Origin of the sequence: Vibrio sp. R78045 (genome assembly GCF_042466085.1) — a bacterium.
GTDB classification, from domain to species: domain Bacteria; phylum Pseudomonadota; class Gammaproteobacteria; order Enterobacterales; family Vibrionaceae; genus Vibrio; species Vibrio cyclitrophicus.
This window is the reverse complement of record NZ_JAXHBS010000018.1, coordinates 697,320-712,175: the sequence shown is the minus strand read 5'-3', so window position 1 is coordinate 712,175 and position 14,856 is coordinate 697,320. Positions and strand designations below refer to the sequence as shown.

At 44.5% G+C, this 14,856-nt stretch carries 12 protein-coding genes; 8 read left to right on the top strand and 4 right to left on the bottom strand.

What is annotated here, in order from left to right; translation table 11 throughout:
• Positions 1–21 precede the first annotated feature (21 nt).
• Complete coding sequence (locus tag SJY39_RS24945) at positions 22–918, top strand: LysR family transcriptional regulator (RefSeq protein ID WP_016768536.1); 897 nt, start codon at positions 22–24, stop codon at positions 916–918.
• Between the two features lie 22 nt (positions 919–940).
• Here SJY39_RS24945 and SJY39_RS24940 read toward each other — a convergent pair whose 3' ends face one another.
• A complete protein-coding gene (locus SJY39_RS24940) occupies positions 941–1,612 on the bottom strand; it encodes a TetR/AcrR family transcriptional regulator (RefSeq protein WP_016768537.1) in 672 nt (223 codons plus the stop codon).
• Positions 1,613–1,758: 146 nt separating this feature from the next.
• On the opposite strand from SJY39_RS24940, the gene SJY39_RS24935 reads away from it, so the two are divergent.
• The 7 genes from SJY39_RS24935 (at position 1,759) to cyoE (ending at position 11,497) form a co-directional block, all read left to right on the top strand.
• Positions 1,759–2,874 carry an efflux RND transporter periplasmic adaptor subunit gene (locus SJY39_RS24935; protein WP_016768538.1) on the top strand — a complete coding sequence of 372 codons (1,116 nt, stop codon included), beginning with the start codon at positions 1,759–1,761 and terminating at the stop codon, positions 2,872–2,874.
• Positions 2,875–2,882: 8 nt separating this feature from the next.
• Positions 2,883–5,957: an efflux RND transporter permease subunit gene (locus SJY39_RS24930; protein ID WP_016786965.1), complete on the top strand. Its 3,075-nt coding sequence runs from the start codon at positions 2,883–2,885 to the stop codon at positions 5,955–5,957.
• A gap of 766 nt (positions 5,958–6,723) precedes the next feature.
• Positions 6,724–7,620 (top strand): ubiquinol oxidase subunit II, encoded by an 897-nt coding sequence (cyoA, locus tag SJY39_RS24925; protein WP_081275277.1) that lies wholly within the window; start codon positions 6,724–6,726, stop codon positions 7,618–7,620.
• A gap of 5 nt (positions 7,621–7,625) precedes the next feature.
• Positions 7,626–9,701 carry a cytochrome o ubiquinol oxidase subunit I gene (gene cyoB / locus SJY39_RS24920; protein ID WP_016768540.1) on the top strand — a complete coding sequence of 692 codons (2,076 nt, stop codon included), beginning with the start codon at positions 7,626–7,628 and terminating at the stop codon, positions 9,699–9,701.
• The gene (cyoC, locus tag SJY39_RS24915; protein ID WP_080967339.1) at positions 9,673–10,308 is read left to right on the top strand and encodes a cytochrome o ubiquinol oxidase subunit III; all 636 of its coding nucleotides are present in this window, start codon (positions 9,673–9,675) and stop codon (positions 10,306–10,308) included. Before cyoB ends, cyoC begins: the two co-directional genes overlap by 29 nt.
• On the top strand, positions 10,308–10,619 hold the full coding sequence (cyoD, locus tag SJY39_RS24910; protein ID WP_010439794.1) for a cytochrome o ubiquinol oxidase subunit IV: 312 nt from the start codon (positions 10,308–10,310) through the stop codon (positions 10,617–10,619). Before cyoC ends, cyoD begins: the two co-directional genes overlap by 1 nt.
• Positions 10,620–10,627: 8 nt before the next feature.
• Positions 10,628–11,497 (top strand): heme o synthase, encoded by an 870-nt coding sequence (gene cyoE, locus SJY39_RS24905; RefSeq protein WP_372264013.1) that lies wholly within the window; start codon positions 10,628–10,630, stop codon positions 11,495–11,497.
• A gap of 135 nt (positions 11,498–11,632) precedes the next feature.
• Here cyoE and lepB read toward each other — a convergent pair whose 3' ends face one another.
• The 3 genes from lepB to SJY39_RS24890 all read right to left on the bottom strand — a co-directional run bounded on the left by lepB (position 11,633) and on the right by SJY39_RS24890 (position 14,810).
• Positions 11,633–12,280, bottom strand: a complete 648-nt coding sequence (gene lepB / locus SJY39_RS24900; RefSeq protein ID WP_010439815.1) for a signal peptidase I — start codon at positions 12,278–12,280, stop codon at positions 11,633–11,635.
• A gap of 604 nt (positions 12,281–12,884) precedes the next feature.
• Positions 12,885–13,958, bottom strand: a complete 1,074-nt coding sequence (locus SJY39_RS24895; protein WP_372263968.1) for a helix-turn-helix transcriptional regulator — start codon at positions 13,956–13,958, stop codon at positions 12,885–12,887.
• 363 nt (positions 13,959–14,321) lie between these two features.
• Complete coding sequence (locus SJY39_RS24890; protein ID WP_010439824.1) at positions 14,322–14,810, bottom strand: hypothetical protein; 489 nt, start codon at positions 14,808–14,810, stop codon at positions 14,322–14,324.
• Between the last annotated feature and the right edge of the window lie 46 nt (positions 14,811–14,856).

Here is a 14,856-nt window from a genome sequence, read left to right as displayed (position 1 = left end):
AACTGTCAGGATTTTAGACCAATGAGATTGAAAACCACCCTCGACCAATGGCAAACCCTTTATGAGATTGACCGCGCAGGCAGTATTCAGGCTGCGGCACTGCAATTGAACAAGAGCCACACCACGCTGATCTATGCGCTGAGAAAGTTGGAGGATCAATTAGGCGTGACTTTAGTGCAGGTTGAAGGTCGTCGGGCAGTGCTGTCGGAAGACGGAAAGTCACTGCTGCGCCGGGCGAGTAGCATGCTGGAACAAGCCAGAGAGTTGGAGTTGATCAGTGAACAACTGGCGAAAGGTGTTGAGTCTGAAATTGTGGTTGCGGTTGATCACTTGTGTTGTCTTAAACGTCTTTATCAACCGATGGCTGCATTTTTGGCGGAGAACAACACCACATCAATACAAGTGATTGAAACATCATTGTCTAAGACGACGGAAATGGTGACTCAAGAACTGGCCGATGTGGCTATCATCAACCTGCCTATTACTAATTACTCAGCAGAAGCCTTTGGTTTTACGATGATGGAGCCTGTCGTTGCTTGCTCGCACCCGTTAGTTAAGGTGTCGTCTGTATCGCTTAATCAGTTATCGTCGCTACCACAAATTGTGGTGCGAGACTTAGGATCGGTTGAAAAGCTAACTGAGAAAAAGGATGTGGGTTGGTTGAAGTCGAGTCAGCGTATTACGGTCGATAATTTCGATCATGCGTTTGGCGCGGTAGAGCAGGGAGTCGGGTATTGTCGACTACCCAAGCACATTGTTGAAAGCCGAGGAAGTGACAAGCTCACGGTGCTGAATGTGGAAAATGGAAGTGGATACCAAGTCCCGCTTCATCTCACTTTGCCAAAAGGGGCAAAGACAGGCCCTGCTGCAAAACGGTTCTACGAATTACTGCTAGAGTCAGCGGCTCCTGCTAACTAACCCACATTCAGTTGGGCTCAAACTAGCGAGGTTGGTTGCCGTTCAAGAATAGCGCGACACACTCACGCGTGTAATTCAGTCTTTCATTATCAGACTCGCCGCTGTCGTGTCCGAAGAATGCCCAATAAGCCGACTTACCATGAAACATCAGCAACAATTGTCGTGCAGCAATGATCGGTGAACTTGATGTTGAAAGCGTTAAGTCACCCGAATCTATTTTCGACTGCAAATAATCAGCGAGTAACTTAGTGGTCTTCTGTGGTCCTGTTTCTAAATAAATAGAAGCGATTTCTGGATGTGTGTTGGATTGGCTAACTGCATTCTGAAAGGTTTGTCGAGACTGCTCATCAAGTAACAAATCTTGAAACTTCACACCAAACTTCACCAACTCTTCTTCCAAAGTGGCATTCATATCAAATGCTGCAGGGCTCAGTTCGCGCTCCGCACACTTGGTTTGCATGCAGGTTTCGAAAAGTTCGTCTTTGTTTTTAAAGTGAGAGTAGACCGTTTGCTTGGAAACGTTCGCTGCTTTGGCTATCTGATCCATATTGATCTTAAAGCCATGTTCAGAGAAAAGTTGGCTGGCTGCGGTTAAGATCTGCGATCTCTTCTGTTCACTCTTGATGATTTTAGTCACGTGCTGTTTCTCGTTGCTTGCTTGGTACTTGACGTTACTCAGTTCAATGCATTTCATTCTGCGCTAAGCATTATGCTTTTTGTGATGGTTTTATCAATCATTAACGATGAAACTTATTTTAACATAATCAAACTAGACAGTCTAGTTTGGTTTGGTTAGTCTAAAAAAAGAATAGGATTGAGTACCGCATAGGAACAGTGAGTATGTATAAATTGATGAAGGGAAGTGCGGTGGCGTTATCTCTATCGGCTTTTCTTGTTGGATGTGGCGAAAAGGAACAAGCTCAAGAGTCGGTTGATTCAACCACTGAAACGGCATCGAGCGTCCAAACCATTTTAACCGTGGAAACGATGGCCTTGGCGCTGTCTTCCTCTTATGCAGTACAACGCGAATATGTCGGTGTGGTTAAGGCGGGTCAACAGGCTAATTTAGGTTTCGAACTGGCGGGCAAAGTAAACGAGATTCTGGTGGATGTCGGTGACACAGTCACAACGGGTCAGCCGTTGATTCGATTGGATACCCAACTTTTGGAAACTGAATCTAGTCAGTTGAAAGCTCAAGCTGAAGAAGTCAAAGCTCAGTTGAGCCTTGTGGCAGCGAACCTTAAACGTCAGCGTTCATTGAAAGCTAAAGGCTTCAGTGCTGAGGCGGAAATTGACTCGCTGACTAGTGAGCAACGCGTATTGCAGGCTAACTTGCTGCGTATTGGTGCCTCCGTAAAAGGCAATCAATTGAAGCTAGTGAAATCGACAATTCTTGCGCCTTATTCGGGCACTATTGCAACGCGTTTTGTCTCTTTGGGAGATGTAGTGAATGTGGGTAATCCAACTCTGACTTTGCTTGCCTCTGAAGGGAAAGAAGCCTTCATCGGTATTCCTGCCCATCAAATGAAAAAGGTTACTTCACTTTCCGCACCAAGTATTCGTGTCGGGCGAGATGATTTCTCTGTGACTCTGCTGAACCCTGGTGCGATGGTCGACACTCGCTCTCGAAGTGTCGGCTTACGTTATCTGTTCCCTGAACAATCGTCGGTATTAGAAGGGCAACTTGCCTACCTTAAATTTGATGAACAGATTGATGACCAAGGTTACTGGGTGCCAATAACTGGTTTGATTGATGGATTACGCGGGGTGTGGAACATCTTTGTGATTGGTGAAGACAACAAGGTTGAACGTAGAAGTGTTCAGGTATTGTTTGCCAACAATCAACAAGCGTATGTGAGTGGGGCAATTGAAGACGGTGAGCAAGTTATTGCCAGTGGCTTACATCGTTTAGTTCCCGGACAAACCGTGAAGCCAGCAAGCGTTACTGCTGAATAGGAAATAGCATGAAAATCATAGAGACTATTTCCAACACTCGGCTGCTTATATTAATGACCGCACTGCTGATGGTGAGTGGTATTTCTGCGTTCATGACGTTGCCACGTGCAGAAGATCCGGTGATCATCAACCGTTACGCGAACATTACTACCAGTTTCCCCGGCGCCAGTGCCGAGCGTGTTGAAACCTTGGTAACAGAAGTTATCGAGAACAAGCTGCGTGAGCTGAGTGAAGTTAAACTCGTGAGCTCAACCTCAAGGCCGGGCGTGTCTATTGTCACCTTAGAATTGAATGACACCATCACCGAGCCTGAGCCGGTTTGGTCTCAAGCTCGCGACAAACTATCTGATATCGAATCCATCTTGCCTGCTGGCTCACATTCTCCCGATCTCGATAGCGACCATACTTATGCTTTCACGACCATTGCATCTCTAACTTGGTCTGGTGCCGGCGAGCCAGACCGATTAACGCTGGGTCGCTATGCCAAAGAACTCGCCAAGCGATTACGAACTTTATCGGGCACCGAATTTGTTGATGAATACGGGATGCCACAAGAAGAGATTCAAATCAGTTTACGTACCGCAGATGCAGCGGCGTTAGGGCGCTCAAGTGCCAATATTGCTGAGTCGCTAGAAGGGGCGGACGCCAAGAACTCCGCCGGTGAGTTAGTGAGTGATTATTCTCGCTTTGGCTTAGAAATTAAATCTGAACTCGATTCTATTGAACGCATTAAGCAAGTGCCAATAGCCACTGATAGCAATGGTCACATCATCCGTATGGAAGACATTGCTTCTGTGAAACGTGGTGAGAAAACCCCACAAGACCAGATTGCTATTATTGATGGTGAGCCGGGTGTGATTGTCGCGGCAAGAATGCATCCGGATCTGCGAGTCGACAACTGGACGTCGCGAGCTAATGCTCTGATTGGTAAATTTGAGCAAGAGTTACCAAGTAACGTTAAGGTGACAGTGCTGTTTAATCAGCAAGGTTATACCGAGACTCGCTTGGACGATTTGGGTAAAAGCCTGATGATCGGTTTTGGTCTGATTTTGATCGTGCTGTTTGTCACCTTGGGTGTTCGTGCTGCGATCTTAGTGGCGATTTCTTTGCCATTAACGTCACTGCTTACGCTGTCGATCATGAAAATGACCGGTGTGCCGATTAACCAAATGTCGGTGACGGGCTTAATTGTAGCGCTCGGGATCATGGTGGATAACGCGGTGGTAATGGTTGATACTATTCAAGCTTATCGCCTGAAAGGGCAACAGCGCGCTGAAGCGACCATGAATGCGTTGAAGCACTTGTGGGTGCCTTTGCTGGGCTCAACATTAACCACGGTATTGGCGTTTGCGCCGATCATTTTGATGCCGGGCGCATCGGGTGAGTTTGTGGGGGGAATTGCGATTACCGTTTCTTTCTCGTTGATCGGTTCTTACATCATCTCGCACACCTTGATTGCAGGCTTGGCGACTAAGCTACTGCCGAAACAGCTCAGTGATGTTGATAAGAAAGGTCAGCACCATTGGTACATGACAGGCTTGAAAATTCCGGCTTTGACGCGTTGGTTCTCGTCTTCTGTCCGTTTTGGTGTCACGCATCCAATTATCACGATTGCTTTGGTGTTGTTGGTTCCGTTTACTGGTTACTGGAGTATGTCTCAGCTGACTGAGCAATTCTTCCCGCCATCAGACCGAGACATGTTTGAGATTCAGGTTTATATGCCACCTCAAGCGAGCATTTATGCCACTAAAAATACTTCTGAAAAAATCGACGATATCATTCATCGCTATCCAGAAGTGGAGCGCATTGATTGGCTAGTGGGCGCTAACTTCCCATCTTTCTATTACAACCTGCAAGCAAGGCAAAATAATGCGCCGTACTTCTCGCAAGCAATGGTGAAAACAGAGAACTTTGAACAAGCAAATACGTTAATTCCAGAACTTCAAAAGGTGCTAGATAAAGAAGTACCACAGGCGCAGATCTTGGTGAGAAAGCTCAACCAAGGGCCTCCATTTACCGCGCCCGTTGAACTGCGTGTGTATGGTGAAAACCTTGATACGTTGAAAGCGATTGGTGAGGATGTGCGCTTGATTCTGGCAGGTGTTCCTCATGTGACTCACACAAGGGAAACATTGCAGCCGGGTACGCCTAAGGTGTGGTTGAAGGTCGATGAAGATACCGCAAAACTTAACGGTATTTCACTCAATCAGTTTGCTGGCATGCTTCAAACGACGCTTACAGGTCGTGAAAGTGGCTCTGTGATTGAGGGCAGTGAATCGGTGCCGATTCGTGTTCGTGTCGCGGATGACGCGCGTGAGGATCTTTCGCACCTGAGTAATATTCGTTTGCCGATCAGTTCAGATGTCTACTCAACCGGTATCAATGTGTCGACTCTGGCTGAGCTTGAACTGACGACCAGTCGTGGTGCGATTACCCGTAGAAATGGGCAACGTGTGAATACTATCGAGGGTTATATTGAAGCGGGTGTCTTACCTCAAACCGTACTTAATGAATTCCAAAAACGCTTAGCAGGCTACGAGATGCCATCGGGTTACACCATTGGTTTTGGTGGCGAATCAGCGGAGCGAGACAATTCAGTCAATAGCCTGATCTCGAATGTCGCCGTTGTGGTGGTATTGATGGTTTTGGTGGTGGTGATGTCGTTCAACTCGTTCCGAATGAGTAGTATCATCTTCATGGTAGCAGGATTGGCTGGTGGGCTAGGGCTGTTGTCGGTATGGATCTTCGGTTATCCGTTCGGCTTCACGGTGATCATCGCCATGCTCGGGATTGCGGGCTTAGCGATTAACGCCGCCATCGTGATTTTGACCGAATTGAAACTCGATAAGCAAGCCTCATCAGGCAATGTGGATGCGGTGGTAGAAGCTGTGATGTCGTGTACTCGTCATATCAGCTCGACCACGATTACAACCGTTGGTGGCTTTATGCCGTTGATTATTGCTGGTGGCGGTTTCTGGCCTCCATTTGCAGTCGCGATTGTCGGCGGTACAGTATTAACTACTCTTATCTCGTTCTACTTTGTGCCTGTGGTTTATCATTTGATGACTAAAAATCAGCGCTAAACCGTCATCGAACCAACAGCATAATCTCTCTCTTAAAGACGATTACTCCCCTCCCTTGAGGGGAGTAATACCCGCTTGAAACATCTCTTAATACCCAAAAATCGGCTTTTTATCTTCATCTTTGCCCGTTTTCTACTGCGTATAATTGACATGATTATCATAATAATCAACGTGTCATTCGAGTGGCTGATGGGTCGTTGTCTAGAGTGATATCTTTTGTAAATACCTTTGAAATCGTATGTGAATTCATAAATTTGACGATCATCACACTTTGCTTAATTCGCTCTTTCTAATGTAATCAATCATTATTGTTTCTACTGCGTGTTTACTTTTCTCTCTTCCGTTTCGCCTTAATCCTTTTCCGCACATGGCTCGACTCGTGTGGCACGCCTATATCGTGCGTCTGAATTGCATCAATTTCCCATATCTCACTTTCATAACTGGAAGGTTAGTTTCCAAGTTTGTTTGGTGAGCTTTCAATTTCAACTCCTCATAATGCGCCAAATGTAACAATGTATTTCAAAGTGTAACAATTAAGTCATATTTTTTGTGTGGTTTTAACCGTGCGGTAATGTTTCGGCTGCGAAGCACTGTCGTTTTAACTTGTCAGTTCAACTGTTCAACTGGCGACTGTTCAAGATAGTGGCTAATTCCGTTTCGCTTTGAGATGCGTCGTTTCACATGCTCAACACATAAATATTCTAATGACCATGACAACCAGTACTCGGGCGTTCGTTCTGAGGCTGGATAACCATCGAGAAAGTTAATGGAAGCTTCAAGATATAAACACATTTTATCGAGAGCAAATCTGTCGAGGATTGGTTTGGTGGGAACCGTCCTGATGCTCGAAGGATGTAACTCCGCATTGCTCGACCCAAAAGGTAGCGTTGGCGTTCAGGAAAAGGAGCTGATTATTACGGCTCTGTTACTGATGCTGATTGTCGTCATCCCCGTGATTCTGATGACCATCTACTTTGCCTATAGATACCGCGAAAGTAATACCACAGAAGAGTATGCACCTGACTGGGCGCACTCAACCAAGATCGAAGTGGTGGTATGGACGATTCCAATAATCATCATCGCGATTCTGGCCACCATCACTTGGCGAACAACACACGAACTAGAGCCCTCTAAGCCTCTGGAAAGTGATGTGCAACCAATGGTGATCGAAGTGGTCTCTCTGGACTGGAAGTGGCTGTTCATCTATCCGGAGCAAAATATTGCGACGGTTAACTATGTTGCGTTCCCGAAAGATGTACCGGTGACGTTTAAGCTGACTTCAGACAACATCATGAACGCGTTCTTTATCCCGCGTCTTGGTTCGCAGATTTATGCGATGCCGGGAATGGTGACCAAGCTGAACTTGATTGCTAATCATGAAGGTGACTTCAAAGGTTTTGCATCGAACTACAGTGGTAAAGGGTTCTCTCAAATGAAATTCACCGCATCAGCCATGCCTGATCAAGTGGCGTTTCTAAACTGGGTGGAAAAAGTGAAAGCTAGCCCGGACCGTATTGAAGACTGGGAGCAATTCCGTTCATTGGCTGCGCCAAGTGTCGCTGAACCTGTGACTCTGTTCTCCAGTATCCCACCATTTTTATTTACTGATGTTGTGACCCAGCACCCTGGTTCAATGAACTGTTTGCCGGAAACCCAAGGATAATCGTCATGTTTGGAAGATTAACTCTAGACTCAATTCCCTACCACGAACCCATTATTTTGGTCACGTTGACCATGATCGCTTTAGTGGGCAGTTTAGTGGTGTACGCGGTAACCAAAGCCGGTAAGTGGCAATACCTTTGGAATGAATGGTTTACTTCTGTAGACCACAAAAAATTGGGCTTCATGTACATTGCTGTGGCGATGGTGATGTTAGTTCGTGGCTTTGCCGATGCGGTCATGATGCGTAGCCAGCAATTGCTTTCTGCAGCCGGTGAAACGGGCTATTTGCCACCACATCACTACGACCAGATCTTCACGGCTCACGGCGTGATCATGATTTTCTTCGTCGCGATGCCTTTGGTTATCGGCCTGATGAACATCATTGTACCGCTACAAATTGGTGCTCGTGATGTTGCATTCCCTTATCTGAATAACCTGAGCTTCTGGCTGTTTGTCGTGGGTATTATCCTAACCAACATGTCGCTGGGCTTAGGTGAATTTGGCCGTACGGGTTGGTTGGCGTATCCACCGCTTTCCGGTATTGAGGCAAGCCCGGGTGTGGGTGTCGATTATTGGATATGGGCACTGCAAATATCCGGTGTAGGTACCACGTTAACGGGTGTGAACTTCTTTGCGACCATTTTGCGCATGCGCACTCCGTCTATGCCAATGATGAAGATGCCAGTATTCACGTGGGCATCTCTGTGTGCCAACATCCTGATCATCATCTCTTTCCCAATCCTAACGGTAACCATCGCGCTACTGACGTTGGATAGATACATCGGCACGCACTTCTTCACCAATGACCTTGGTGGCAACGTGATGATGTATGTGAACCTGATTTGGGCATGGGGACACCCTGAGGTGTACATCCTAATCTTGCCTATCTTTGGTGTATTCTCTGAAGTGACTGCAACTTTCTCACGTAAAAAATTGTTTGGTTATACCTCACTGGTATGGGCAACGGTGGCAATCACTATTTTAGCGTTTGTGGTTTGGCTGCATCACTTCTTCACTATGGGTTCTGGCGCCAATGTGAATGCCTTCTTCGGCATCGCGACCATGATTATCTCTATCCCAACCGGGGTTAAGATCTTCAACTGGCTATTCACCATGTACAAAGGTCGTATTCGCTTTACCACGCCAATGATGTGGACAGTGGGCTTCCTAATCACCTTCACCGTTGGTGGTATGACGGGCGTATTGATGGCAGTACCGGGCGCAGATTTCATTCTGCATAACTCAGTATTCCTGATTGCTCACTTCCACAACGTAATCATCGGTGGTGTTGTCTTCGGTTGTTTTGCTGCGATTGGTTACTGGTTCCCGAAAGCGACTGGTTTCACTCTGAACGAGCTTTGGGGCAAACGCGCATTCTACTGCTGGATCATTGGTTTCTTAATGGCGTTCTTGCCGCTTTACGCTCTGGGCTTTATGGGCATGACGCGTCGTTTGAGCCAAGACATCAACCCTGAGTTCTTCCCTTTACTGGCGGTTGCGGCTGCAGGTACAGGGGTGATTGCGATGGGTGTGGTGTGTCAGTTCGTTCAAATTTACGTGAGTGTTCGTGACCGCGACCAAAACCGAGATCTAACCGGCGACCCATGGGGTGGACGTACATTCGAATGGGCAACGTCTTCACCACCGCCGTTCTACAACTTTGCAAAACTGCCTAAGGGCGATGAGATCGATTCGTTCTGGTATCAAAAGCAAAGTGGTGAGTTTGACCCAACTCAGGAAGAAGAATACGAACGTATTCATATGCCGAAGAACACACCGACAGGTATCTATGTTTCTGCATGGGCGTTGGCATTTGGCTTCGCAATGATCTGGTACATCTGGTGGCTAGCGGCTGCAAGCTTAGTGGGCATCGTGGTGACGTGTATTCAACACAGCTACAACGACGATGTGGACTACTACGTGGAAGTTGAAGAGATCAAAGCGATTGAAGCGGCTCGACGTGCACAGCTTGAAGAAGCAAAGAAACAGTCAGTGAAAGGCGACCATTCTGGTCGTGGTAACAGTGCTGACAGTGATAACAACGACAATAAAGATGACTTGGAGACGACGTATGCAAGCTAATACTCCGTCACACACTTATGATCTTGCACACTCGCATGATCATCACCACGAAGCTGCGGGCAATAAGTTGTTTGGCTTCTGGGTTTACCTGATGAGTGACTGTGTCCTGTTTGCCACGCTTTTCGCGACTTATGCCGTGCTTGAGAGTGGATCAATCGCAGGGCCGACAGGCAAAGACATCTTTGAACTGCCGTTCGTGTTTGTCGAAACCATGATGCTGCTGTTCAGTAGTATCACCTTCGGTTTTGGCATGATTGCGATGAAGCGCAAAGATGTGACCGGATTGAAGCGATGGATAAAAGTCACTTTTGTATTGGGTTTAGCCTTTATCTGTATGGAAGTGTATGAATTTCATCACTTGATTGCAGAAGGCTATGGTCCTCAAGAGAGTGCGTTCCTTTCAGCATTCTTTACCTTGGTTGGCACACACGGTTTGCACGTAACGTTCGGTCTGATTTGGATGGCGGTGGCGTATCACCAGCTTTCAACCAAAGGTTTGAACGACAATATGTCGATGCGCTTCCAGTGCTTGAGCTTGTTTTGGCACTTCCTTGATATCGTTTGGATTTGTGTATTTACCATCGTGTACTTAATGGGGGTGATGTAATGGAACAGCATCTAGACAGTGGTGCAACGGATTATGTGAAAGGCTTTATTGCGTCACTGATTCTGACCATTATTCCGTTCTACATTGTGTGGTCGCATGCGCTTCCAAGCACTGAAACTTACGTGATCTTGTTCGGTTGTGCGCTGGTACAAATCTTTGTGCACTTTAAGTACTTCTTGCACATGGAGGCGAAATCTTCCGATGGGCGTTGGAACTTGGTATCACTGATGTTTACCGCCATTGTTGTATTGATTCTTATCGCTGGCTCGGTATGGATCATCTACAACATGAACGTCAACATGAAGTTGTAGGCCAAGGTATGCTGAAAAAATATTTGTCTATTACCAAACCGGGCATCATTTTCGGCAACCTGATTTCTGTTGCGGCGGGGTTCTTCCTCGCCGCAAAAACAGAACCAGCCAGTGCGATGTTGTTACTTACAACATTAGCGGGTGTAGGGCTTGTGATTGCATCAGGTTGTGTGGTGAACAACATCTTTGACCGAGACATCGACCAGAAGATGAAGCGCACACAAAATCGAGAATTGGTTCAGGGCAACATCAATACAGACGTCGCATTCATTTATGCGTTAGTCATGTTGTTGGTAGGCACGGCGCTGCTGTTTCAATTTGTTAATCCGATGTCTGCGGTTGTGGTGTTGCTTGGCTATGTGTTTTACGTCTTTTTCTACACCATGTGGTACAAGCGTAATTCGGTTTACGGCACCTTAGTGGGAAGCATCTCTGGCGCGGTTCCTCCATTGGTTGGTTACCTTGGCGTGACTAACTACCTGAGCTTAGAAGCCGTCCTATTGTTCATCATGTTCTGTTTATGGCAGATGCCACACTCGTATGCGATTGCGATGTTCAGCATTCAAGACTACCGCGATGCAGGCATTCCCGTTTTACCGGTCAAAGAGGGCGTTGATAAAGCGCATCAACACATGAAAGCGTATGTCGTGGCGTTTGGTGCGGTTGCTCTGGGGCTATTTTTGCTTGGAGAAGCGGGTTATGAATACCTAGCGGTATCGGCAGCGGTTTGCTTTATGTGGACCAAAGTGACGTTCCGTAAGGTTGATTGCCTTAACTACATCCAATGGTCAAAGACAGTGTTTAAAGTTTCTTTGCTGGTGGTCATGAGCATCAGTGGTGTGCTAGGACTGGAGTTGATTCCGTTGCACTTTCTGTAAGCCCATATAAATAATAAAGGTAACGTGGGATACCCCGCGTTACCTATTATTAATAGACAGCTACTATCGTTATTTATAATCTAAAAATTAGCTATTGAAGTTAGCCCGGTTAATTTACATCTGTCATCACAATGTTTAACAATTTCTGTTGAGGATGTTGTAATCAGATGAGCTTCTTAAATTACAATTTAACTTACGGCTACCGTTTGCTACGTTGAGTATCACTTTGTTATAGATACCGTTAACATTATTAATGTCTGCATATCCGAAACTATCAAAGGTTGAATCATAGGAGTGATCACGATTATCACCTAATACCATTATTTTACCTTCTGGAACGTGCCAAGTAAGATTACTTTTTAATAATTTTGATTTTTCTTTCGAATACCTTACATTATAATCGTGAAGACCAACTTTCTCGTTTATATATATGTAACCATCTTCTTCATTCGTTATTCCATGAGATGCCTTTATACCATTGATATAAAGTTTTCCCATATCTAACATAACAGTATCACCTGGTATACCAATCACTCTTTTTCTGAATGAGATGTTTTCAGAACGGTGTTTTGGATGGTGCAGGAACCGAATGACATCACCGTGTTCAGGATTGTATCTACCCAAACGAACACCATTGACCATAGTCCAGTACTTACCTTCAAAAGTAGGCGCCATACTTGCTCCAGTGTTGGCGTTGATTGAGTTAGAGAAGTAGTAACATAGTATGAAAATCCAGAATGTTAGCGAAGTTGATGCCGAGATTACCCATTTAATGATCTTCATGTTGAACCCTACGGCTGCAATACTTCTCGGCCAATAATGTTACGCTATAGTTTGCAAAAACAAATGAGCCATAAGTCAGCACCAATACAGCAATTATTTCAAGAACATCGTTGAATCCACCATTAAACAAGTTCTTACATAAGAAGTAGTAAAGGAAGACACTAAGACTAATGAAAGTAATTGTTGTCACCAATAGTGACCATTCTAATTTTGATAAGTTTTTGTTCATTACAATTAAACCATAAATAGAAATATGATGGGTAAAACAAGTAATCGGCTCATTAATTTAAATGGTCGATACCAATAAAATGGAAGACGATGTGTAATGCTAGTCGATTTATAGTTGAGACGATAAAGTTCATCAACAAAAATCTGTAATAATTTTTTAACCACGGATAAGCCTAATTTATTATTTTAGTGTGTTGATTGTGGCAGTAAAACCTGACGTTTTTTGTCCAAAATTGTAATTTAGTTAAAATATTTTTTAAAAATTAATCTTATTTGATATATTTATAATTCCTGATAAATATATCATGGTATGAATGTGTATTATATTTTCACTTGGAGGATCCAGGTTGAAATTAATATATGATGACTATGCTATCTAATGTGAATAGACTTTCATCGCTTGTTTAAGGTCTCGTATTACATTTTGACGTAGTTTTAATGGCTCTAAAATTTCCACACAATCTGCGTTGTGAATGAGCCAATGTTTAAAATCTAAGCTATCTCGAGCTCTTGCTCTGACAATGTAGTGGCTTTTCGATGTTTCTTCTATTTCCTGGCATTCACTCAGTTTAAATTCATTTACAAACTTGCTGTTACCTTCAGAATCTCTCGTCATTTTAAGTAATACTTCGCACGTTTCACCGCCGTTAACCCATTTACCCTTTGTCGTCGACAGGTAAGCGTGGAGGCAAAATTCAGACTTGTTACCCATTGAAAAACTTTGATTTGAGCGTATTTCAATGTTGTTTATCTTGTGCATCGTATAGGTACACATTTCTCCAGACATGGAGCTACCGTTAGAGCTTCTTTTGTAACGCTCTCGAGCGACAAGATAAAATACTTTTTGATAGACAAACGAAGCGTATGGATCAACCTCACAGCGATGATTGTTGTAATCAAATGAGAGTACTTGTCTATTTTCAAGTGCACTTTCTATGTCATAAAGCACGGATTGTTCAACTTGTGGCGCTACAAAGTCGTAGCAACTTACTTGAATTTTGAATGGCGCGCTATTTAGCGTTGTTTTTGCTCTTGAAATAAGCCTTAGGGCGTCGTTGAGTTTCGCTCCTGCTGACGGCAAAAGCCGTTCTCGCAATTGATTGCCAATACTACCTAACATTGAGATTGAATCACTCAATCCAGGGTTTACATCAAAATCAACGCCTTCTTTTACTTTATAACGAGCTTTCGATGCAGCCCCGTCACGTACTAATAACTCCGAATGCCCGGCCGGACCAGAACCTTGGGCTCCATGGTATTTATATACGGAGTCTAATATGCGCTCTGCCCACTTTTGTTGAGCCTCTTGTGAGGTGTCTCCACGGTAATAAAAAGGCTCTTTTCGAACATCATCAAGATACTCTTTAGGTGTGAGCCCTAGCTCCTTTGTTGAAAGTAAAGTGAGGCAGTGTAAATAGCAATAGAAGTCACCAAATGCTTTTGTAGACATGCTTTCTCTTATCTTTGATTCATGATGTGCCGTATTTAACCACAAATTTATTTTGGAGATTCGCAGGAAGTCACATTTTTTTTGTGGATATTGCTGTGACTGATTTTTTTTTCACCAATTACAGAGGGTATTTTGTAACTATTTGTTTTTGGGTTGAATTTTGAACAAAATTGCAAGGTGGGCTTTCAATACGGTGATGTTAATTCCAATAATGGTGGTTTTATATAATTGAGAGGGGATTTGTTTGTGGTTTCGAAGTGTTTTTGCTTAGTTAGCACAATGTTTTCTTGCTATCGGATCGTTATCGTTTGTGCTCAATGTTGAGGGGAGTGCCATTGAGCAAGTAAGGTTAGAATGAGTTGCTTACTCAGCAAAAATGTCATTAAACCAAGCTTCCAATTGCTCACGTTTATCTTGGGGGCCGTTGATGACGATTAAACGTTGCAAGCTTGCTTGATCCCAAGAAATGGTTCCTGTTGCTAGCGCATCGAACACGTCTAACTCTGTGATCAGAAGTAAATCTTCCTCGGTTGGTAATGTATCTCTTCCTGAAACTTTGACACCTTTAGCAAAGCTGATTTCGCTGTAGTGGCCTTTGATTGCTTCAAATAGATTGAAGTCAATTTTGTTTGTATGTGCTTTGCCAAGTGCTGCTTGTATCGCAAAAAGGCGGAAATGATCAGGCTTATTTAAATTGCCAAATTCGTCATCTTGTCTTGCATTGATTATGTTGCCAAAGACTTCGAGAGAGCCCGGTTCAGTGATCAAGCTAAGTCCAGTATCTTGATGCAGGCCGCAAGCAAAAACCAAAGATGAACTGAGTGAAAGTAGCAGAGCGAAACGTTTTAGCATCTAGAAACCTTGAGTCGAACGTATATATTTCACATCACGCCATCAG